The organism is Shinella sp., assembly GCF_052438155.1.
Classification (GTDB): Bacteria; Pseudomonadota; Alphaproteobacteria; order Rhizobiales; family Rhizobiaceae; genus Shinella.
The window spans coordinates 20,552-41,152 of sequence record NZ_JBQVPI010000011.1; the positions used below are offsets into that span (position 1 = coordinate 20,552).

The window sequence follows — 20,601 nt, forward strand, 5'->3', positions numbered from 1 at the left end:
GGTGCAATGATGGTCGCTTTGCGTTCCCTTCGCCCGTCTTCACCGTCGTTCGCCGATCTCGTGCCCTATGCCGGACTGGTCGATAACGGGATCATTCTTCTCAAGGACGGAAGTCTCATGGCGGGATGGTATTTTGCCGGCCCTGACTCCGAGAGCGCCACGGATTTCGAGCGCAACGAACTGTCCCGACAGATCAATACGATCCTTTCACGGCTAGGTTCCGGCTGGATGATCCAGGTAGAGGCCGTGCGCATCCCAACGACTGACTATCCTTCTGCGGAGCGCAGTCATTTCCCCGATGCTGTCACTCGCATGATCGATGATGAGCGGCGCAAGCACTTCGAACAAGAGCGCGGGCATTTCGAGAGCCGGCATGCGCTCGTCCTGACATATCGCCCTCCCGAGCGCCGGCGATCTGGCGTCACGCGTTATATCTACTCGGACCCTGAGAGCCGGACGGCGACCTATGCCGACACGGTGCTCGACAGTTTCAGGCGCTCCACACGAGAGATCGAACAGTACCTTGGCAACGTCATCTCCATTGAGCGTATGCGGACGCGTGAGGTGCCGGAACGCGGTGGCACCCGTATTGCCCGCTACGATGAGCTGTTCCAGTTCATCAGATTCTGCATCACAGGTGAAAACCACCCAGTCCGTCTGCCTGAAATTCCCATGTATTTGGATTGGCTAGCGACCGCGGAGCTGGAGCACGGCCTTACCCCGAAGGTCGAAAACCGGTTCCTCAGCGTGATTGCGATCGACGGTTTGCCGGCCGAGAGCTGGCCAGGCATCTTGAATAGCCTCGATCTCTTGCCGCTCACCTACCGCTGGTCGTCGCGCTTTATCTTTCTGGATGCTGAGGAAGCCAAACAGCGGTTGGAGCGCACGCGCAAGAAATGGCAGCAAAAGGTACGGCCTTTCTTCGACCAACTCTTCCAGACACAGAGCCGATCGGTTGACCAAGACGCAATGGCGATGGTCGCGGAGACTGAAGACGCGATCGCCGAGGCATCTTCGCAGCTGGTCGCCTATGGCTACTACACGCCGGTGATCATTCTATTCGACGAAAGCAGAGAGAAGCTTGCCGAAAAAGCCGAGTCCGTTCGAAGGTTGATCCAGGCTGAAGGATTTGGCGCGCGGATCGAGACGTTGAATGCGACGGACGCATTCCTCGGGAGCCTGCCAGGCAGCTGGTACTGCAACATCCGGGAACCGCTGATAAACACCCGCAACCTCGCGGACCTCATCCCCCTCAATTCCGTCTGGTCGGGCAGTCCGCTTGCGCCCTGCCCGTTCTATCCACCCGACGCGCCGCCACTGACGCAGGTGGCTTCCGGATCGTCACCCTTCCGACTGAACCTTCATGTGGACGATGTCGGGCATACGCTTATTTTCGGACCAACCGGTTCCGGCAAGTCAACGCTTCTCGCGCTCATCGCAGCGCAATTTCGCCGGTATAAGGGTGCACAGGTTTTCGCCTTCGACAAAGGCAACTCTATTCTGCCGCTGACGCTGGCCGTTGATGGTAATCATTACGAAATCGGCGGCGAGGCAGGGGAGGGGGCTAGGCTTGCCTTTTGCCCTCTCTCCGACCTCTCGACCGATACCGACCGCGCCTGGGCTTCCGAGTGGATCGAAACACTCGTCTCCCTGCAGGGTGTCACGGTCAACCCGGACCACCGAAACGCCATATCTCGGCAGATCGGTTTGATGGCGGGGGCTCCAGGCCGGTCGCTATCGGATTTTGTGAGTGGCGTGCAGATGCGGGAGATCAAGGACGCGCTGCACCACTACACTGTTGACGGCCCCATGGGCCAGCTTCTCGACGCTGAACAGGATTCGCTGACCCTCGGTCAATTCCAGTGCTTCGAGATCGAGCAACTGATGAACATGGGCGAGCGAAATCTCGTCCCCGTGCTGACCTATCTGTTTCAACGTATCGAAAAGCGGCTAACGGGGGCACCAAGCCTTATCATTCTCGATGAGGCGTGGCTGATGCTCGGTCACCCGGTTTTCCGCGACAAGATCCGCGAGTGGCTGAAGGTGCTGCGAAAGGCAAACTGCGCCGTCGTTCTCGCCACTCAATCAATTTCGGACGCAGAGCGTTCGGGCATCATCGATGTCCTGAAGGAATCCTGCCCAACCAAGATCTGCCTCCCGAATGGGGCTGCCCGCGAGTCCGGGACACGAGAATTCTATGAGCGCATCGGCTTTAATCCTCGCCAGATCGAAATCGTCGCAGCCGCTATTCCAAAGCGGGAATATTACGTGACGTCGCCGGACGGACGCCGCCTTTTCGATATGGCGCTGGGGCCGCTCACCCTCTCCTTCGTCGGTGCTTCCGGCAAAGCCGACCTCGCTCGGATCCGGGAACTTCTCTCAACCTACGGCAAAGACTGGCCGACCCAATGGCTCAATGAAAGAGGGATCAATCGCTATGCTTGACCATATCCTATCGCTCAGAAGAAAATCCGCGACCGCTGTCGTGGCAGCTTTTGCAGTCTGCGCTTCGGCACCAGCATTTGCCGGCTCAGCGACGGGCGCTGCGACCGAGTGGACACAGCTTGCCAACAATGCACAGCTCGTCGACCTCCTTAAAAGCTCCGGCCTGCAAGTCGACAATCAGCTGACACAGATCAGTCAGTTGGCCGAGCAGATCCAGAACCAGCTGAACATCTACGAAAACATGCTGCAAAACACGGCGCAGCTGCCCGATCACATCTGGGGGCAGGTGGAGAGCGACCTCAACCAGCTCCGCGATATCATCGATCAGGGACAGAGCATCTCTTTCTCGATGGGGAGCGCCGATGATGTCCTGAAGCAGCGCTTTCAATCCTATGCTGATCTGCAGACTGCCGCCGGCAACGGGACGGACCTATCCTCGAACTATGCCCGTTGGTCAGATACCAACCGCGACACCATCGCCAGCACGCTCAAGGCTGCAAGCCTGACGGCTGACCAGTTCGACAGCGAGGAGGACACGATGGGTTCTCTGCGGAACATGTCCGAATCCGCCGACGGTCAGATGAAAGCCCTCCAGGTCGGCCACGAAATTGCGGCGCAGCAGGTTGCGCAAACGCAAAAGCTGCGTGGTCTCGTATCCCAGCAGATGACGATGATGGGGACGTGGTTGCAAAGCGAGCAGACCGACAAGGATTTGGCACAAGCAAGACGGAAGGAATTCTTCAGCGGCGCAGCACCGTCCACCTCCGGCGGCGAGAAGATGAAGGTGGAATGGTGAGAACGAAGCGGATCTTGATCGCAATCGCATCTTTGCTCGCCGTTGGCAGCGTCGGGCTATGGTTCCTGATGTCCGAGAAACAGGAGGCGCAGCACCGCCGCGCGACGTTTTTCGGTTCGTCGAAGACCTATCCGACTTCTGGTGGTGAGAAGATGAAGATCGAATGGTGAACCAATGACAATCTCCAACAGCGAATTGCGGGTCGCTCTGCTGCTTGTCACCGTGCCTGTCGTGATTGCCCAACCGGCTCTTGCCCAGGAAGGATCTGTTCTGACTTCTCTTCAGACCCAGATTACAACTGCGGCCAAAGGGTGGGAGACCACCGTGATGGACGCGGCGAAATCTCTCTTCTGGATTCTCGCCACCATCGAGATTGGAATTGCCGCTGTTTGGTTGGCATTGCAGACCGCATCACTGGACAGCTGGTTCGCCGAGCTCGTCAGGCGGATCATGTTTGTCGGATTCTTTGCCTTCGTGCTGACGCAAGGACCGACATTCGCCAAAGCAGTGGTGGATAGTCTCTTTCAGATCGGCGCCGGTGGAGGTACGGCCTCACCTGCAGACGTCTTCAATGCCGGTCTGACGGTAGCGACGAAGATGTCGGCGAAAGTACAGTTCGGCCTATTCGAGGACAATGCACTGGCGATCTCGGCCGCATTTGCAATGGTCGTGACGGTGATCGCATTTTCACTCGTTGCCGCAATCTTTGTCTCCGTCATGGTCGAGATGTATCTTGGCCTTCTCGCCGGGATGATAATGCTCGGGCTTGGCGGCTCGTCGTTCACCAAGGACTTTGCTGTCCGATATCTGGTTTACGCGTTTTCGGTTGGCATGAAACTGATGGCGCTCGTCATGATCTCCCGCATTGGTTCCGAGGTACTAATCGGGCTCGCCAACGAACCGAATATCGGTGATCAATTTCAGACCGCACTTGCGATCGCCGGCATCGCCGTCGTGGTGTTCATCATCGCGATGTATGTGCCGAACATTATCCAAGGCGTCGTTCAGGGAGCGTCCGTCACTGGCGGCATGGAGACCATTCGTCATGGCGGCCAGGCTGCGTCGTTCGCTGCCGGCGCCGCGTTTCTTGCGGCTGGCGCTGCGGGGGCAGGATATGCCGCAGCACAATCGGCTCGGGCCGCGGGATCTTCGACCGCCGGCGCTACTCTTCGCGGGATTGGTGCAAGCTTTGGTTCAGGAGCACAGGCCGCAGGATCCGCGGCCAAGGAGAAGGCGATCGGGTCACCCGGTGCCTATGCCGGCTCCATCCTTGGCCTGGCGAACGCGAAGCTCGACCAGGCACGTGGCAAAGGAGCCTCACCCGGTCAGCCGCCGGAGCGGCAGGACAAATCGTAAATTCAAGACAGGGAACACAATATGGCAGCGCAACGCGCCCCCGAGAACCCGTACCTTGCCGCGAGGCAGGAATGGTCGGAACGATACGGCTCTTACGTGAGGGCGGCTTCGGCATGGCGGACGGTCGGCATCTTGAGCCTCGGCATGGCGGTGATCGGTTTCGGTTATTCGTTGTATCTGAGCACGCAAGTGAAGCTTGTTCCGTACATCGTTGAGGTCGACAAGCTCGGAAACACCATCTCTGCAGGATTTCCGCAGCAGATCGAATATGCCGACGCCCGGGTCATCCGGGCAACGCTCGGCGGCTTTATAACCAGTTTTCGCTCCATCACGCCCGACGCCGTCGTCCAGAAACAATACATCGACAGGACCTATGCGCTTCTCAGGACGAGCGATCCTTCGACCCAGAAGATCAATGCCTGGTTCCGCGGCAACTCGCCATTCGAAAAAGCTGTGAATGCGACCGTCGCCATCGAGGTGAACAACATCGTCGCGCTGTCGAACCAGACCTACCAGATCGACTGGACCGAGTATGAGCGCGATCGCAAAGGCAAGGAAATCGCGACACGCCGATTTCGCGGCATAGCCACGGTGGCGATCACCCCGCCCCAGGACGAGGCGACGATCCGGCTCAATCCCATCGGCCTCTATGTCAAGGACTTCGACTGGACCGCGCAACTGTAAGGGCAGGGGACTTCAATGAATACAAGGTTAAATCGGGCAGCGCTTTGCTGCATGACCGCACTTGCGCTTTTGATCACGGCGACGACATCGGGCTTTGCCCAGAGCCTGACGACGAATGAGGCGAAAGGAACCACCCTCTCCAACAAATGGCGTGGGCAGCGGGGACTGGTAACAACTGGCGCTGACGGAAAAGTCATCTTCCTGTTCGGTGAGACGCAGCCGTCTGTCGTTTGCTCACCTTTACAGGTCTGCGACATCGAGCTTCAGGGTGGGGAGATTGTGCGCGACGTGCTTGTCGGGGACACGGTACGCTGGAAGGTCGAGCCGGCCACATCCGGTGCTGCAGGGGGCCAAGCAATTCACCTGATAGTTAAACCGTCTGAGGCCGGGCTGGTCACATCGATGGTCGTGACGACGTCGAGGCGCACTTATCATATTCAGCTCAAATCGCATCCAAACCAGTATATGGCCCGGGTCGGCTTCGAGTATCCGGAAGAGGCCGCGACGAGATTGTCCGACATAAACGCTCGCATTCAGACGATGACCAATTCCGACGGCGGCGTACCGCCAGAGCAACTTGCCTTCGCCTATTCGCTGAGCGGCAGCGCGCCCTGGAAGCCGAAGCGCGTCTATTCGGATGGGCAGAAGACCTACATACAGTTTCCGCGAACGCTCTCCGGTCAGGATGCGCCGGTCCTCTTCGTGGTTTCTGGCGGGCAAAACCGGATCGTAAACTACCGGATGAAGAACGACATGATGATCGTCGATTACAATATCGACAAGGCTGTCCTTGTTTCGGGCGTCGGCTGGCGTCAGCAGAAAATCACCATCCGGCGGGGAGGCTGATCGATGCGCCTTTGCCATTTTCCTATTGTTGCTGCCGTTCTTCTCTCTGGTTGCCAGACCGGAAAAGACGCGCTCACGACGAGCGCCGCGCCCTCGACGGTAACAGGTCCCGCGGCAAGCGCGATCGCCGGCGACATGGCTGGACGTTACGCCGAGCAGGCAGGATCAACCGCCGCGCCGATCAGGCTTCACAACGACACTTCGGATTTCGCGACCGCGCTCGAGGCCGCGTTAAAAGGGTGGGGTTTCACTGTCGTGACGTATGATAAGGCACGCTCCGTGAAGAACACCGCCAAACCGATCGAGCTGGCATATTCGTTGATCGACGTTGACGGACAGGTACTCGTGAGGCTTTCCAGCGAGACACTCGAGCTTGGGCGGGCCTATTCGGTGTCATCAGGTGGCGCCACGCCGGCGAGCCCGCTTTCATTAATGAAGCGAAACTGAGGAGAGACAGATATGGTCCAGTCGCTCCAGCTCGGCAATCCGAGCATCACCTCGCAGGAAAAGGGCATGAAACGGCTCAATCGCCTGCCGGTGTTCTTTGGCATCGGTATCGCAGTCGTCGTCGCCTGTGTCCTTGTCTACGGCATCTCATCCAGGGGACTGCGGTTCGGCGACAGAATTCCGGATGAAGCAGGCTCGAACGTCCCGGCCTCGACCTTCGCTGATCAGATGAAGCGCGGGGTGAAAGACGGCATCATCGGGGATCGCGAAGAGCAGTCCGTATTCCAGCCCACGCCCACAACCCAGACAAAGGTGGAAGCCAAGCCGATTGAAGAAGAGCAGATAAAGCAGCAAGCCCGGGAAGAGCGCCGACCGCAAATGGAGTCGGAAGAAGAATGGTTGGCCCGACTTCGCCGCGAGCAGCGCGAACAAGTCCTGCGTGAACAGCAACGACAGCGGATGGCCAGCCTTCAGGCCCGTGCGACTGCGTTTGACTCGCCGCTGAAGGTCAAAATCTCGGAGCTGGAAAATATCTCCAGCAACACCAGGACAACAGACCGGCAGCCGACCACCAATAACGGTGCCTCCGACCTCTATGCCGCGGCCATGAAATCGGGTTTGATGGGCCAGAATGCCGATCCGAACGGACAGACTTCGAAGGAAGATTTCTTCAACGCCGACTTCAAGGATCTCGGTTACCTGCCGAACCAGGTTGTACCCCAGCAGTCACGCTATGAACTGAAACGCGGCTCCGTCATCCCGGCGACCATGATTACCGGCATCATCTCCGATTTGCCGGGCCGGATCACAGCGCAGGTGAGCCAGCACATCTACGACAGCGCCACAGGGCATTTTCTTCTCATTCCGCAAGGTACCAAATTACTCGGACGCTATGACAGCAAGGTCTCGTTTGGCCAAAGCCGCGTTCTGGTCGTCTGGACGGATGTCATCTTCCCGAATGGCTCGACACTGCAGATCGGTGGCATGGCTGGAACGGACTCGCAGGGCTATGGCGGGTTCTCTGACAAGGTCAATAATCACTATTTCCGCACCTTCGGTTCGGCGGCGCTTGTTGCACTGATTGGTACTGGCATTGATATGGCGGTTCCGGAGAGTTCGACCCTCGCCACACAGGATACAGCCTCTGACGCGGCACGCCGGAACTTTGCGGAGACCTTCGGCCGCGTCGCGGAGCAGACGATTTCCAAGAACTTGAATGTTCAGCCCACCATCCAGATCCGGCCGGGCTACAAGTTCAACGTTCTCGTCGACCAAGATATTGTCTTTCCCGGAAATTATGGCGGTTGAGGCACACGTTGTCGCAACCGTCCTTTGGACAACTCCTGGATCAGGCCGATATGCGCACGGTCTCGCTGTCCGCAATTTTGCGCGGCCGATATCCTGCATAGAGGGGAGCCGCGACGCCAAGCGCCTGCTGCATGCGCGTGCGAACCTCCTCTGAAACTTCGAAAACACCGCAGCAAACCGGAGAGCGACCATAGCCTTCTGCGCGGCCAACCTCTTCAACGGCGAGCCCCGCCCTACGATAGACGCGCGCCAAGTGCGGCTCGTAGTTTGAGACCAGCGTCTCGATACCGTGCGACAATCCGCATTCGCACAACGCCAGCAGCAGCATGCCGAAAGCCTTACCCGTTTCCAGCCTCGGGAAATCCTCGGAAAGTGTTTCCTCATCGAGGCACATTCTGGTTCCCTCATAGATGCCAGGTGCAATCAGGTTTGCACCCGTAAACGTGTTATGGAAGACGTCGTAGAGAAGCGTTGGGCCGGTGGTTGGCATCAGCCGCAGCGTTCCATAAAGGCGATCCGCGCGATCATTGCACCACATCAGGTAAGCTGGCCGCAGAGCATCGTACTCGTCGCGCTCGCAATCACCGTCGATTGTCACGGCCCAACCGAGTTGATCGTGAAACACACGTTTGCGCAGGCGAAATGCCTGATCCATGAGAGCCTGATAACGGGTGTACTGATGCGCTTGAACCAGAATGAACAAGGTTTGTCTCCAGCTGTTGATACTGGCTGGAAGATGCCGCCTGGCGCAGGAGCCAGATATTCCCGCATATGGTCAGACCCATATGCGGGTATTGTCAAAGGCTGGCGTGCGATCGGCTCATATCGTGATCACGCGCAGCTTCAGGGCAAGAGTGGCCGCCGCCGAGATCGTAGCGCAACCGAGTTTTGTCCTCGCCGACTTGATGTAGCTGCGGGTCGTGTGATGGGAAAGGCCGAGAATAAGCGCGATATCCTTGTAATCTTTGCCGAGCGCGCTCCAGTAGAGGCACTCACGTTCCCGCGGACTCAAGACCGGGATCGGATCGCTCGCTCCATGTAGCTCGAACACTGCCATCTGGTGGACGAGATACGCGAGATCGACCCATTCACTCCGATGAGCACTGACCAGATCCTCCCAGTCTTCGGCGGAGGCGTTCGAATTTAAAGAGAGGATGGCGCGACGGCCGGCTTTATCCGATATCGGGATAGAAAAACCAAAACGGCCGATCCCATGGCGTATTGCGTCTTCCAGAAACATCAGCATCTCGGGCGCGACTTCGAGTTCTCGCCAATCGAATGGTAGTTGGCGCAGAAAGCCCTCGCGCGCCACAGGATCGATGGTGACATAGCCCTTCAACAAATAGGTGGATACCCACGCATCCGGGTAGGTCGTGCGCACGAACGGAGCATCAAAATCGCCGATCACAGTCGAAGCGAGATGGTAGGTTATGAAATCGACGCGATAAACCGACTGTATCAAATGGAGTGCTTCGGTCACCGAGCCCGTCTTTGCAAGGCGCTCTTTGACGTCGGAAAAATCGGCGAGAGATCGTGTCAATATCCGCTTCCAGCACTGCGACCTGACAATCCGCCGCAGAGATCGAATGATCGGCCAAACGAGTTCGGCGGCGATGCAGAACTTCAAGGGATCGTGCTGTAGCCTGATTGCTTTCGTGGTTCAAACGCAACTTTCCGGCGAAGAGAGGCATTGCAATGCCGAGGTTAATTTCGTTTGACTATTGGGCCATCACCCGTTTCATTTTGGACACCAAAGCGACAACGACGCAGTCTCCTTCTTCAATCGTTGGCCGCGAGCCGACCTCGTTCGCCAACAAATCTGCGGTGGCGCAGATGAGGTTAGGTCGCTATAAGCGCTGGTGAGGCAGTACGCGCTGCCTCCGGGCTTAGTAACCCGACGCATGCCGGTTTGGCGTCCGCCGTTAGGGCGCCGAATTCCTCGACCTATGGTCGGGGAGCCGTGGACGTATGTCCAGGTTCCTCGGAACTAAAGGTCTATGGGCCGGCGCATGCTCGGTTACTAACTCCCCGATCGCCAGGGGTCAGGAACTATGCGGGGGCGCACCGCGCATTCCTGTTTTGGGAGTTGAACATGAACGCTGACGACCGATTGAATGGCGAGGCAGTCGATCTGAAGCCGCTGATAGGGCTCTTGCATGGGCTTCCGTCACCGCTCGTTGAGCGTCTCACGATCGATGCAATCCGCGAACATCGGGATCTATTGGAGCGGGCAGAAAATCTGTTCAATGAACTGCCGGCTGACGTTAAAGCCGGCAAGGAGCTTGTTAGCGATACCCATATTGCCTATCTCGAAGCAACCATCAGGATGCACGCGCAAATGTCGGCGCTGACCACCCTCCTGCACATTCTGGGCTATACGCCCAAGGCCTGACCCGCCAGATCAGCCTAAATCAGGCCGCGTCGGATAGCCAAAGCCACCACCTGCGCATGATTGGCCAGATTGTAGCGCGTTCTGACATCGTCAATCGCAGAGCGGACGCCAGCATACTTTGCCTGCTCCAGTTCAGCGATCACCTCGACCGTTTTGCCAAGCGACAGCCAGCGAATGTAGTTCACCTGCTTCGGCGTCAGGACGATCTTTTCCTCGATGGAGGGCGTGACCCGCATGTGCTCAAGACGCGTATGAAGCTGGGCGACCGCTGAGGCAGCCATAATCGCATCGATCTCCATATCACTGGCAAGCGAAGGCTTCGCCGATGCAAAGGTCAGCATGGACATCGCACCGTTGGCGGTGGCGACCGGGATGGAAACGCCCGAGCGAATGTTGAAATCAGCGGCTTTCGAAAAGAAGTTTTTCTGCTCTTTTGACAGCGAGCTCTTTTCGGCTTCGCCGGACCAGGCGAAAGCGCGCCTTATCAGCTGGGCCTGCCGCATGACCGGATCGATGAACCGGTAGTCCAGCGTGTCATAGATTTTCTGCCAGTCGATATCGTAGTTGGAAACCGCATAGGTCTGCCCCGGACGAATGTTTACGAAGGCATAGCCCACAAAATCGAACCGATCAGCAAGATTGGCCAGGGCGCCCTTCACCATGGACTGATCGTTTCCGATCACGGTGATATCCAGCAGTTTCTCGACCCAGTTTGACATCCATACTCTCCCTGTAAATCGCACCCGTTGCGCGGTGGCGAAATGCGTCGGCAGTCAGAAGGACCGCGACGCGCGCGAACAGTGACATGGTAAAGAATGAAGCATATTCAATCGCGTAAGTTGACCATCAAGGAATGGTTTTCTAAATCGTTTCCGCGAGATTGAAAACCTCGGAAATTGCTTATTCGCGGAAAACGTGTCAGCGCACAGTAAGCTGTGTGCAGATCTCCGCTTGGCTGGATAGCACCGAACTGGCCTATCAATGTTCAATCGCAGAAGAGAGCTACGGACGGATAGCGCCAACACCGGACATTGCGGCTGCCGGACGACGCCTTCTTATTCTGTGACGTCGCGAAAGTCGTGAATTGGCACGAAGCAGCCAAAGCGTCGCAAATTCCCTAAAGTATGCAGCGCAGATCACCCAATCCCAGCACCAGAGAAGCAGGTCATTACAATTTTACGAAAAATTTACGTTAATTGACGGTTTCACTTTTACCCCATTCCATCGCAACCGCAGATCGGTAAATTAAGTCGTATCAGCCTTTGCCATCAAACTTCCGGAGCGTTGCGCATGACTATGCTTGCCACCACGAACAATGCGCATGCAGGCAATTTCTCCTCGCTCTCGCATACTAGCGTCGTGGCAACAGGCAGTCGGATGGTTGGACCCGATATCCTGCGCTCGCTGGCAATCCTCCTGGTGATGCTTGTCCACCTTCCGCTGAATGCCACGCCCGGCATATTGGTGACAATGCGCGAATATGGCTGGCTTGGTGTCGATATCTTCTTTGTGCTGAGCGGCTACCTGATCGGCACGCAACTGTTCAAGGAAGTGACGCGCACGGGAGCAGTCGATTTCAAGTCGTTTTACCTCCGGCGTGCCTTCCGCATCTTCCCGGCCTTCTTCGTGGTCCTTGGCCTCTACGCCTTAGTCCCGATTCTACGCGATAGTCCAACGATGCAGCCTCTGTGGAAATTCGCGACGTTCACGGTCAATCTCGGGTTCGATCCGAGGGCGGGCAACGCCTTTTCTCAGGCATGGACGCTTGCGGTCGAAGAGCAGTTTTATCTCGTCCTGCCCTTGCTGGTTCTTTTCCTGTATAAGCGTATTGGCACAGGACGGGTGCTTGGGCTCGCCGGACTGTTAACGCTCGCTGGCATCGTGCTGCGTTATGCGGTCTGGGACATACAGGTTGGCACCCTTGTCGCAGAAGGCCAGTTCCGCCCTGCTTTTGCGACTTACCTCCGCGATGTCTACTACCCAACATACACGCGTCTCGACGGCCTGCTGTTCGGCGTGGTGCTGGCGGCCGCCCGCTTCTTTAAGCCAGAGCTTTGCATGCAGTATCTGCCGCCCAAGGTCACGATACCCTCAGGTCTGATCCTTGTGATCGCCGCGCTCATTTGCTTCGTTGATCGAGGACCACTCGCAGGACAAGGCATTTTTCCGGTGTTTCAGGCACAACTCGGCGCGGTCGCGGGCTTTCCGCTGATCTCGATCGGCATCGCACTGCTGTTCTGCGCCATGCTCGATCTTGAGCACGTTCTGAGCCGCTGGCCTGTTCCGGGGGCTGCTCTCGTAGCAACGCTGTCTTACAGCCTTTACCTCACCCACAAGTCCGTCTTTCACGTCATGCGCCTGATCTTCGGAGAAGAGAACCTGCAAGGTACCGGCGGCTTTGTCGCCTATCTGATCGGAAGCTTTGCTGTCGCCGCTGTTCTCTGGTTCTGTGTAGAGCGAACTTTCCTACATCTTCGGGATAGAATGCTGTCGTCGTCGAAGTAGGTCGGCGAACTGTCGCGAATGTTAGGGTTTCGCGGCAATTGCTCCGGCGGCGAATGACCGCTTTGGGCCGACAGCAGACTTCAGCCGTCTGTTCGCCCCGAATAACGCAATGCACCAGTGCTATGCTCTTTACCAACTTGACGAACTTAACCAACCTTGCCATATATAGTTCTCTGAACGGAGGGTGAGACATGGCATCTCTGAAGCCTAAAACCAGCATACGCGACGGCGCGAGCGGGCGCGGCAAACCGGGCGCTGAATCCATGGCTTTTTTCCTGACGACAGGGGCGGCCCCGCTTGCAAAGGGGAGAGCCGCCTTCAAGATCAAGATCCCGGACAATGCATCAAAAGCGCTGACCGGCAATCCCAATCGCGTCAAGGCGCTCCTCCAGGAGTACGGTCAGGCGATCGCAAAAAGCCGTTCTGCTGGCCATCCGGTCAGCTTCCGTGTCGATGTCGATGCCGAAGGTGAGATGGTTGTCACTCCCGTTGAGGCGGTGGAAAGGACAACGGTGCCTGTCGTAGAGGAGAACGATGCACTGGATCCGGAGTTGGAGCAGGCGTTGGTGGCCGCACGGGCGCGGGGACGCATAAAGGCTGCTGAGGTCCTCAGCGGCACTGACATGCTGAATGCCGACGAATTCGCCAAGCTGCTTGGCACGACACGGGTAACGGTGAATTCAAAGCGCCAGACCGGACTGGTATTGGGGCTGGATGGCGCGAAACGCGGCTTTCGCTTCCCGGATTGGCAGATCGATGCCGATGGCAAGCCGTTTGCAGCGCTTGCAACGCTCCACGAGCGACTGGGCGGAGCCTGGGCGGTTTACCGGTTCCTGGTCCAGCCCCACGGAGAGCTGGACGGACTGACAGGTCGCGAGGCATTGGAGCGGGGACGGACCGAGCAAGCGCTCGAGGTTGTCGAGAGCATTGGTCGAGATTTCCGCTGAATGGCACGTACTCTGCCGCCTCCCGGCTTTGCAAATGCAAGCCTTCACCTGCATACGGTCGCAGCCGGACTTCGGTTCGGCCGCATCTACCTGGGCACCTACCCTGATCCACTGGGCTTCGGTAAAACGCCGAGCCGTTTCAGCGATCCACGCCGGCGCAAATTCGCTAACCGGTTCGGGGTGCTCTATTTGGGCGATACGGTGAAGGTGTGCTTTCTCGAAGCCGTCTTGCGCGATCAACGCGATGGGGTCCTCGGCGACCTGCCGATAGCTGAATCCGAATTGTACGACCGCAATTTCGCAGAGATCGAGGTCATCAATCCGCTGATGATGGTAGATCTTCGAGACGACGGGCCGATCAAGATGGGTGTGCCGACGGATGTCGCGAAGGGCTCAAAGCAATCCCTCGCACGGAATTGGGCGGTCGCCTTCAATGAACACGACAGCCAGGTGGACGGCATCATCTACCCGTCTCGGCTCAACGGCCACACCAACCTTGCACTGTTCGATCGAGCTATTGGAAAACTGAAGGCGGTCCGCACGACGAAGCTGATCCGCGCGCCGGGTCTGGCTGATGTACTCAACGACCTCAATGTCGCAATTGTCGAACCTGATCCCTGATATTTTACCTGTCGTCGAAGTCGGATACAGCACTACTTCTGCCCACCGATCCGGGACAAATCGACCCGAATTCCCGCAGTCCCAACCTCTCCTTCGTCTGAGGGCTCCGCTTCGCTCTGCGAGGGGTTAGCATCCGCAGGTTTGTCCGCGGCATCCGAAGAAACTTCCTTCCCATCGACGATCGTTCCACCTGGATCCTGCGCCTGAAACACGCTTTGCCCTTCGAACTGGCCGGTGTTCCAGGCGTAAACGGCATCTTCGAAGATCTGTGGAAGCACCTCTTTGCTCGTTGGGTTGCCATACCACTGTGAAACGATGCGCATGATCTTGGAAAACATCTTCGTCCCCATGCGAAGATTTTCGCAAGGTGCGATCAGATCTGGTTTCAGCTCGGATGCGTCCTTCACGCCGACACCCGCCGGGAACTGTGTGAGGCCCACACGCACGACGGCCTGCCCGACATACTGGCGTATGATATCCATAGCCTCGTCGGGCGTCTTCGGTTTTGGTACAAGGATGAGCCGCCCTCCGGCTTTGACGGTGACGGCAAGCGGATCGCCCGGACCGACAGCGGACACGAACTGCTCGACTATGGCGGGTTTCAGGGAGGGATCGGCGCATTCCGCGATAAAGGCAGCATCCATGACGAAGGCTCCAAAGTTCAGGTATTGAAGGAAATCACAAGGGGAACGCCGAACAGAGCGGACCAGGCTTTGGCGCTCGCGCGCTGGATGGCGACGATGTTGCCACCCGTCGTCCACCAGCCATTGCCGATCAAAACGATCGCGTCGGGTCGGTGTAGCATCGACTGGAGAATGGGCCACAGTACGAGCTGCTCGTAGCAGATAAGCGGCGCGATCTTTCGGCCCGCGACCTCGACGACAGGATTGGCGAAGAGGTTGGCGCGGGCGCCGCCGGTCTCTCCTGTCCATCGCGCCCATGGACGCCACATCGAAACCGGCACAGGCATGCGCTCGCGATAGAGGACACGCCCCCCATGCGCATCGATGGCCACCATGACGTTGTCGTAGCCAACCGCATCGACGACCGCCGCGCCGGCGACCACAGTCACGTGGGTTCCTTGCAGCTCATTCCGCCAGAAACGTTCGAGCGTTGGCGTCCAAAAGCCCAGTGTGCTCTCGGGAAGCACGACGACGGTCTCTCGTGTTCCGGCAGCCTTCCGAACAATCGTCACCACGTCACGTTGACGTTGAAGGGATTGATCGCGGCCGAGACTTGCGCCCATTTCAAGGTCGACACCACGCCACCCCTCCGGTAGAATCTGATGCGTCCCCGATGCGGCGGACCAAAGCCATAAACCTGACAGGGCAATGGCGATAGCAGGCCCGATCCGGGTTACGAGACCGATCAGGACGGCTGTCAAAGCGAGCAGCCCCCACCATCCCCATCCCGGAAATAGTATGCCGGCCGCTGTCAGCGGATGCGCCCAGCCTGTGATCCCGAGTGGCGGAAAAGCAGTGAGACCAAGAACCATGAGATAGCGCGCGGGCTTTGCCCATCCGCCCCGCACTGTCCAGAGTACCGCATGGACGGCAATGAAGGACGATGCCGCCGCTATCCAGAAGAGGAGGCCAACCCAGAGGTCGGCGGAAAAGAACTGGGCAACGCCGGCAGGCAATCCTCGTGATGCTGCCAGAAAATAACCGGATGCGACGAGGGCCGCTGCGATCCGCGTTGGTGACAGGGCCCACAGAAGCGGGAAGAAGGTTGCCGCAGGCAGCAGGAGCGCCTGGCCGCTCCAGCCGACCGCCCCGACGACGATTGAAAGCGGGACGAGAACGGCAGTGATCATGAACTCACGGCTCATAGGTCAACACTTCTTGCGCCAAGCCCAGAACGCCTGAAACAGGCACCGGTCCGAAATACCTGGAATCCCATGAGCCGATGAAGTCTGAGTGCAAATACATCTCTCCAGGCCGCACTATCCCGCTTCGATCGCGCCGAAGAGATCGCCCCTGTGCGTCGTTCTGCATGATGCGAGAGCCGGGGATCGGCACGCCATCAATGGCGACACGATCGGTGACGTCCACGCGCTGTCCCGCCACCGCGATGACGGTCTTGATCAACGGTCCGAACCCACCGGGGCAAAGTCCCGGTCGGAGATATCCGCGCTGTCTCGCCTCGCGCATAGCAACATTGTCAGGCGGGCAGACGAAAACCGTTTCCCCGGACCGGGCGGCACGCGTGAGCGGAACGATGCGCCAGAGTCCGAGCGGCTCACTCGGGGTCGTGTTGAAGCGCAGACCACCAATCCAACCAGCAGCAAAAAGGACGATCAACAGGCCGGCAGATCCGGATAGCGTGACGCAGGCGCGGCGTCGTTGACGAGACATCGCAGTGCTTTCAGGCATCGCCATATTCATTTCAGTGAAAGCCCCTTGGTCTGGGTTTGCCGCGCTGTTTCAGCCTGCTTCAACGCCAGCGTGGTGCGCTCGTGCGCGGCGAGTTGCTGCACAGTGCGCATGCTGTTCCAGGCCGACTGCACTTCGCTTTTCTGCGAAGGGTTCATCCCGGCCGTTATTTTGTGAAAGGTCTCGCCGTTTGCATCTTTTGCAGAGATCGGCAGCAGGCTGCGTTCTCCGAAACGCTCGGACACGGCCTTGGCGAAGCCTTCAAGTTCAGCTTTCACGTTTCTGTCGGCCAGGGCATATTCGAGACCGGCGGGAAGATCGTTGCGATCGATCGCATCGCGGATCCGCTCAAGCGTTTGCCTGGCCGATGGAGAGAGGGCAGGGATGTCGACGGAGACCTTGAGACGGATTGCCCGCTCTTGCGCTTCGTGCTTGCGCTCTGCCTCGGCCCGCGCTGTCACATATCGCTCGAGGTTTCGCGCCAGAGCAGGCGCGTTGACAAGCGCCGTGTCGCGCGCCGCCTTTTCGTTCGCTCCGGCGAATATGCCGGTCTTGCCTTTGAGCGCTCCGAAACGTTCCGGCTCCGCTGCGATCGTCGCAAGCGTTGTCTGCGCTCTTGCCGGATCTTTCAGCATGGCATCGACATTGACCGCCTTGAACGCGGTCTCCGGCTCGGCGAAGACTTGTATAAAGCGTGTCGTGACCTCCTGCCATTGCTTCTTCAAACCCGGATCGGCGACCAGGCGATCCTCAACGGCCTGGTCGATCGATTTCGGGAACATCGTGATGCCTGATACCATTGGCTTTGCCTCCATGACGGGTTTCGGGGTCACTTGGGTATTGGAGCGCTTGAGACCGAGCTGTGCGCCGATCGTCGTCAGGCGGGCGGTGAGATCGAAGAGCTTCTGTTTCTGGCGAACGGTCCAGTCGAGGCGGTCGCGAACGAGGGTGCGCGCGACATTGACCAGATGCAGGCCGCGCGCGTCGGCGAAGCGAAGGGCCGCGCGATAGAAGGCGCCCTTCTCGTAGTCGAGCGTCGTTTCCTTTGCGTTCTTGCGCGATAGAAGCTCGGCCAGTCCGCCCGCCTTGGCGAAGGAGCGCGAACCATAATAGACGCCGAGATCCTCTCGATGACGGGTCATCGCCACATAGGTCAGGTGACGGTCTAGGGAGAGTGAGGCAAGAACCTTGACCCTGTCGACGGTTGTGCCTTGGCTCTTATGGATCGTCGTCGCGTAACCATGATCGACGTTGTTGTAGAACCGCTGCTCTACGCTGATCGTCAGCCGGCGCTCGCCCTCGCCAATCTCGGCAACTATACGCCCCGGGGCGGCTTCTACGACCTTGGCCAGCATGCCGTTCTTGACGCCAAGCGAGCTTTCATTTTTGAGGAAGACGATCCGATCGCCGGCGGCGAAATGACGTATACCGTCTTCCGTCTTGAAGGCGTGACCGCCATCGACAAGCCCGCGCTCGACGAGCTTGGCGCGTGCCAGGGTATTGAGGATCCGCACGTCACGGCGAAGGTGGGCTAGGATCAGCGATGACCGGGCCGGATCGTAATCACGGTTCCAATCGGAAATAAGGTTTTCGACGGCTTGCGACTTCAAGGCCGATCCCATCATCCGACCGTTTGCGCTGTAGGACTCGACAGCCCTAGCGATGTTGCCGCGGGCGAGATCGAGCGACGCTTCGCGCATCCATTGCTCGCGCTGGCGATAGATGGTTTCGAGCTCGGCGTAGCCGATGCGCTCCGTGATGGCCCGGAAGGCGGCACCTGCCTCGATCGGCTGCAACTGTTCGGGATCACCGATGAGAACGAGCTTTGCCCCGCGCACCGTCGCCTCTTCGACAAGCAGCGCCATTTGTTTGGAGGAGACCATGCCGGCTTCGTCGAGGACCATGACAGTCTTGTCGTCGAGTTGGTCGCGACCTTGGGCCCAGCGGAGTTCCCAGGAGGATAATGTGCGGGAAAGAATACCCGCTTCCTTTTCCAATCCTTCGGCCGCTTTCCCCGCCAGGGCGGCGCCAACGACACGATAGCCGGCCGCTTCCCAGGCCTCGCGCGCCGCCTTCATCATCGTGGTTTTGCCGGCGCCGGCGCGGCCGATCACGGTTGCAATCCGCTCAGGACCTGCAACATGCTCGATGGCCGTTTTCTGCTCATCCGAGAGGCGCTCATGGCGCTCGAACACCGCCTCGATGATCTTCTGACGGACGCTATGTGATGATCGCTGGGACAGCCAAATCGACCGGTTTGCCATCTCGGCCTCAAGGCCGATCATCTCACGCGTCGTGTAGCGGGCTGGCGTCCTGACACTGGAGGTAAAGTCGATCCGCTCGCGATCGAGGCGCAGCACGTCCAGGTGTTGCATGATCCGCGCCATGAGGCTCTGGAAGAGAGCTGCGTCGTCGACATAGCGATGTAGGACCTTCGCCACGTCCTGGTTGTCGAAAACGCTTCTCTCCCGAGTGATCAGATCGAGCACGATACCGGGATTGCGCTGGATGCGCCGGACATTCTCCGCGCGCCGCTCCTCCTGCAATTCGATCCGCTCGAGCTTCCGTGACCCGGCTGTCGCCAGGCCGTTTTCCGTTTCCGATTTTCGCTCGATGGCGGTGGCGCCGACCCCGATATGAATGGTCGGGGTCAGGTCGATACCCTGCTTTTCGAATGATCGGCCATCGATGCGGATATCGAGCCCGGCAAGCGCCAGGTGCCGATTTTGGACAGCAAACCATCCATCACGAAAGGCATTGAAGTCCTCGGCGCCACCCGCCCAGAGTTCATAGATGATTTTGCCGGCGTCATTGCGCATGGTCTGGCCGTCTGGTCCAAGAACAGCGACCTTCTTGGCACCGAACCCATCCTCGCTCAGAGGCCGCAACGTTGTCATCAGATGGACATGCGGGTTGCCGGGTGCATCGTGATAGACCCAGTCCGCGACCATACCCTTCGTCGTAAGGTGCTCGGCAACGAAGTCTCGCATCAGCGCGATGTTCTGCTCGGAGGACAGCTCGATCGGCAGAGCGATGGTGACGTCCTTGGCGAGTTGGGCATCGACCCGCTTTTCGAACACCTCGACCTTGTTCCAGAACGCTTCCGAGGCTCCCGAGACCGATCGATCGGCAATCATGACGCGTAGCCAGTCTGGCGCATCGGCAGGGATCACGAACTCCTCGTGCAGAAGCCCCTGCTTGCCTGTGTAGTCGATTGTGCGTGCTTCCCGCTCATAGTCCATCCTGGCGCAGTGCCGGTAGGCCGCTGACAGCACTGCGCTGCGGCCAGAGCCACGGGCGACGATGCTGACTGAGAAATGCGGGACGGCCACGGGCGGATCGCTCCTTCTTGCGAACGAAATCAACATGTTGATCGCAAGAGGTGGCCCCGCCAGGGGGCAAAAGCAGAACGTCGCGTCAGCGACGTATAATTGCGCCCTTGGATCCGCTCTTGTCGAGCGGCGGGATCATTCGCCAAATGCTGACGCTTTGGCGAGGTACAAATTTGTACCTGTCCTGCCGGGAAAAAATCGGGGACTCTCACCCCACCATTCCACGGATATCACTGGAGATTGCATCCCGATGAAGAAGCCAACGTCGAAAATCCGCGAAGAACTTGCCCGCCTGCAGGAACAGCTGAAGCAGGCGGAAACGCGTGACGCCGAACGCATCGGCCGCATTGCGCTGAAGGCCGGACTTGGAGAGATCGAAGTCGACGACGCCGACCTTCAGGCAGCGTTCGAGGACGTTGCAAAGCGGTTTCGCGGAACGAAAGCCGGATCGAACGGAAAAGAAAAGGGTGCCGCTGGAGCGACCGGAACATCCTCGGCCACGTCGCTCAGCGCTGGCGCGGCTACGAGCCAGGCTGGCGAGGCTTGAGCG

At 58.6% G+C, this 20,601-nt stretch carries 20 protein-coding genes; 13 read left to right on the forward strand and 7 right to left on the reverse strand.

The genetic code is table 11. The features are described from left to right. The first annotated feature begins 9 nt into the window (after positions 1 to 9). The 8 genes from ACT6VE_RS19690 to trbI are packed head-to-tail and all read left to right on the forward strand — an operon-like array spanning position 10 to position 7,882. Complete coding sequence (locus tag ACT6VE_RS19690) at positions 10 to 2,445, forward strand: conjugal transfer protein TrbE (protein ID WP_444800291.1); 2,436 nt, start codon at positions 10 to 12, stop codon at positions 2,443 to 2,445. Further along, entirely contained in the window at positions 2,438 to 3,241 is an 804-nt protein-coding gene (gene trbJ / locus ACT6VE_RS19695; protein WP_142174476.1) for a P-type conjugative transfer protein TrbJ, read from the forward strand. The genes ACT6VE_RS19690 and trbJ overlap by 8 nt, the downstream gene beginning before the upstream one ends. Then, positions 3,235 to 3,411 (forward strand): entry exclusion protein TrbK, encoded by a 177-nt coding sequence (gene trbK / locus ACT6VE_RS19700; protein WP_142174475.1) that lies wholly within the window; start codon positions 3,235 to 3,237, stop codon positions 3,409 to 3,411. The genes trbJ and trbK overlap by 7 nt, the downstream gene beginning before the upstream one ends. Positions 3,412 to 3,415: 4 nt before the next feature. Then, positions 3,416 to 4,597 carry a P-type conjugative transfer protein TrbL gene (gene trbL / locus ACT6VE_RS19705; protein ID WP_142174474.1) on the forward strand — a complete coding sequence of 394 codons (1,182 nt, stop codon included), beginning with the start codon at positions 3,416 to 3,418 and terminating at the stop codon, positions 4,595 to 4,597. A gap of 21 nt (positions 4,598 to 4,618) precedes the next feature. After that, the gene (locus ACT6VE_RS19710) at positions 4,619 to 5,281 is read left to right on the forward strand and encodes a conjugal transfer protein TrbF (protein WP_142174473.1); all 663 of its coding nucleotides are present in this window, start codon (positions 4,619 to 4,621) and stop codon (positions 5,279 to 5,281) included. 15 nt (positions 5,282 to 5,296) lie between these two features. Beyond that, positions 5,297 to 6,127, forward strand: a complete 831-nt coding sequence (gene trbG / locus ACT6VE_RS19715; RefSeq protein WP_142174472.1) for a P-type conjugative transfer protein TrbG — start codon at positions 5,297 to 5,299, stop codon at positions 6,125 to 6,127. 3 nt (positions 6,128 to 6,130) lie between these two features. Continuing rightward, the gene (trbH, locus tag ACT6VE_RS19720) at positions 6,131 to 6,574 is read left to right on the forward strand and encodes a conjugal transfer protein TrbH (RefSeq protein ID WP_142174471.1); all 444 of its coding nucleotides are present in this window, start codon (positions 6,131 to 6,133) and stop codon (positions 6,572 to 6,574) included. A gap of 12 nt (positions 6,575 to 6,586) precedes the next feature. Continuing rightward, complete coding sequence (gene trbI, locus ACT6VE_RS19725) at positions 6,587 to 7,882, forward strand: IncP-type conjugal transfer protein TrbI (protein WP_444800212.1); 1,296 nt, start codon at positions 6,587 to 6,589, stop codon at positions 7,880 to 7,882. A 40-nt stretch (positions 7,883 to 7,922) separates the two neighbouring features. Here trbI and ACT6VE_RS19730 read toward each other — a convergent pair whose 3' ends face one another. Together ACT6VE_RS19730 and ACT6VE_RS19735 are read right to left on the reverse strand one after the other, a co-directional pair. After that, the gene (locus ACT6VE_RS19730; RefSeq protein WP_142174469.1) at positions 7,923 to 8,585 is read right to left on the reverse strand and encodes an acyl-homoserine-lactone synthase; all 663 of its coding nucleotides are present in this window, start codon (positions 8,583 to 8,585) and stop codon (positions 7,923 to 7,925) included. A 117-nt stretch (positions 8,586 to 8,702) separates the two neighbouring features. Then, complete coding sequence (locus tag ACT6VE_RS19735) at positions 8,703 to 9,422, reverse strand: helix-turn-helix transcriptional regulator (RefSeq protein ID WP_142174468.1); 720 nt, start codon at positions 9,420 to 9,422, stop codon at positions 8,703 to 8,705. A 552-nt stretch (positions 9,423 to 9,974) separates the two neighbouring features. Between ACT6VE_RS19735 and ACT6VE_RS19740 the strand changes: the two genes are divergently transcribed. Then, positions 9,975 to 10,274, forward strand: coding sequence for a transcriptional repressor TraM (locus ACT6VE_RS19740; protein ID WP_142174467.1), 300 nt, complete (start codon positions 9,975 to 9,977; stop codon positions 10,272 to 10,274). A gap of 14 nt (positions 10,275 to 10,288) precedes the next feature. Here the strand turns inward: ACT6VE_RS19740 and traR are convergent, their stop codons facing one another. Then, positions 10,289 to 10,993, reverse strand: coding sequence for an autoinducer-binding transcriptional regulator TraR (gene traR, locus ACT6VE_RS19745; RefSeq protein WP_142174466.1), 705 nt, complete (start codon positions 10,991 to 10,993; stop codon positions 10,289 to 10,291). 571 nt (positions 10,994 to 11,564) lie between these two features. On the opposite strand from traR, the gene ACT6VE_RS19750 reads away from it, so the two are divergent. The 3 genes from ACT6VE_RS19750 to ACT6VE_RS19760 all read left to right on the forward strand — a co-directional run bounded on the left by ACT6VE_RS19750 (position 11,565) and on the right by ACT6VE_RS19760 (position 14,347). Further along, entirely contained in the window at positions 11,565 to 12,779 is a 1,215-nt protein-coding gene (locus ACT6VE_RS19750) for an acyltransferase family protein (protein WP_142174465.1), read from the forward strand. Positions 12,780 to 12,970: 191 nt separating this feature from the next. Beyond that, positions 12,971 to 13,726 carry an XRE family transcriptional regulator gene (locus tag ACT6VE_RS19755; RefSeq protein WP_237681284.1) on the forward strand — a complete coding sequence of 252 codons (756 nt, stop codon included), beginning with the start codon at positions 12,971 to 12,973 and terminating at the stop codon, positions 13,724 to 13,726. Next, positions 13,727 to 14,347, forward strand: coding sequence for an RES family NAD+ phosphorylase (locus ACT6VE_RS19760; protein WP_142174464.1), 621 nt, complete (start codon positions 13,727 to 13,729; stop codon positions 14,345 to 14,347). 32 nt (positions 14,348 to 14,379) lie between these two features. On the opposite strand, the gene ACT6VE_RS19765 is transcribed toward ACT6VE_RS19760, so the two are convergent. The 4 genes from ACT6VE_RS19765 to traA are packed head-to-tail and all read right to left on the reverse strand — an operon-like array spanning position 14,380 to position 20,051. Beyond that, the gene (locus tag ACT6VE_RS19765) at positions 14,380 to 14,991 is read right to left on the reverse strand and encodes a TraH family protein (RefSeq protein ID WP_444800213.1); all 612 of its coding nucleotides are present in this window, start codon (positions 14,989 to 14,991) and stop codon (positions 14,380 to 14,382) included. Positions 14,992 to 15,008: 17 nt separating this feature from the next. Next, complete coding sequence (locus ACT6VE_RS19770) at positions 15,009 to 16,175, reverse strand: conjugal transfer protein TraB (RefSeq protein WP_142174462.1); 1,167 nt, start codon at positions 16,173 to 16,175, stop codon at positions 15,009 to 15,011. Next, positions 16,165 to 16,731, reverse strand: coding sequence for a conjugative transfer signal peptidase TraF (traF, locus tag ACT6VE_RS19775; RefSeq protein WP_142174461.1), 567 nt, complete (start codon positions 16,729 to 16,731; stop codon positions 16,165 to 16,167). Before traF ends, ACT6VE_RS19770 begins: the two co-directional genes overlap by 11 nt. Continuing rightward, positions 16,728 to 20,051, reverse strand: a complete 3,324-nt coding sequence (gene traA / locus ACT6VE_RS19780; protein ID WP_444800214.1) for a Ti-type conjugative transfer relaxase TraA — start codon at positions 20,049 to 20,051, stop codon at positions 16,728 to 16,730. Before traA ends, traF begins: the two co-directional genes overlap by 4 nt. 250 nt (positions 20,052 to 20,301) lie before the next feature. Between traA and traC the strand changes: the two genes are divergently transcribed. Further along, positions 20,302 to 20,598 carry a conjugal transfer protein TraC gene (gene traC / locus ACT6VE_RS19785; protein WP_046797659.1) on the forward strand — a complete coding sequence of 99 codons (297 nt, stop codon included), beginning with the start codon at positions 20,302 to 20,304 and terminating at the stop codon, positions 20,596 to 20,598. The last annotated feature ends 3 nt before the right edge of the window (positions 20,599 to 20,601 follow it).

What these genes read in the sequence shown, in the direction of transcription:
- trbK (WP_142174475.1), top strand. Translation starts at nt 3,235, where the DNA reads ATGGTGAGAACGAAGCGGATCTTGATCGCAATCGCATCTTTGCTCGCC.
- ACT6VE_RS19710 (WP_142174473.1), top strand. Translation starts at nt 4,619, where the DNA reads ATGGCAGCGCAACGCGCCCCCGAGAACCCGTACCTTGCCGCGAGGCAG.
- trbJ (WP_142174476.1), top strand. Translation starts at nt 2,438, where the DNA reads ATGCTTGACCATATCCTATCGCTCAGAAGAAAATCCGCGACCGCTGTC.
- ACT6VE_RS19755 (WP_237681284.1), top strand. Translation starts at nt 12,971, where the DNA reads ATGGCATCTCTGAAGCCTAAAACCAGCATACGCGACGGCGCGAGCGGG.
- ACT6VE_RS19770 (WP_142174462.1), bottom strand. Translation starts at nt 16,175, where the DNA reads ATGAGCCGTGAGTTCATGATCACTGCCGTTCTCGTCCCGCTTTCAATC.
- ACT6VE_RS19690 (WP_444800291.1), top strand. Translation starts at nt 10, where the DNA reads ATGGTCGCTTTGCGTTCCCTTCGCCCGTCTTCACCGTCGTTCGCCGAT.
- trbH (WP_142174471.1), top strand. Translation starts at nt 6,131, where the DNA reads ATGCGCCTTTGCCATTTTCCTATTGTTGCTGCCGTTCTTCTCTCTGGT.
- ACT6VE_RS19760 (WP_142174464.1), top strand. Translation starts at nt 13,727, where the DNA reads ATGGCACGTACTCTGCCGCCTCCCGGCTTTGCAAATGCAAGCCTTCAC.
- trbG (WP_142174472.1), top strand. Translation starts at nt 5,297, where the DNA reads ATGAATACAAGGTTAAATCGGGCAGCGCTTTGCTGCATGACCGCACTT.
- ACT6VE_RS19765 (WP_444800213.1), bottom strand. Translation starts at nt 14,991, where the DNA reads ATGGATGCTGCCTTTATCGCGGAATGCGCCGATCCCTCCCTGAAACCC.
- traC (WP_046797659.1), top strand. Translation starts at nt 20,302, where the DNA reads ATGAAGAAGCCAACGTCGAAAATCCGCGAAGAACTTGCCCGCCTGCAG.
- trbI (WP_444800212.1), top strand. Translation starts at nt 6,587, where the DNA reads ATGGTCCAGTCGCTCCAGCTCGGCAATCCGAGCATCACCTCGCAGGAA.
- traF (WP_142174461.1), bottom strand. Translation starts at nt 16,731, where the DNA reads ATGAATATGGCGATGCCTGAAAGCACTGCGATGTCTCGTCAACGACGC.
- ACT6VE_RS19740 (WP_142174467.1), top strand. Translation starts at nt 9,975, where the DNA reads ATGAACGCTGACGACCGATTGAATGGCGAGGCAGTCGATCTGAAGCCG.
- trbL (WP_142174474.1), top strand. Translation starts at nt 3,416, where the DNA reads ATGACAATCTCCAACAGCGAATTGCGGGTCGCTCTGCTGCTTGTCACC.
- ACT6VE_RS19750 (WP_142174465.1), top strand. Translation starts at nt 11,565, where the DNA reads ATGACTATGCTTGCCACCACGAACAATGCGCATGCAGGCAATTTCTCC.
- traR (WP_142174466.1), bottom strand. Translation starts at nt 10,993, where the DNA reads ATGTCAAACTGGGTCGAGAAACTGCTGGATATCACCGTGATCGGAAAC.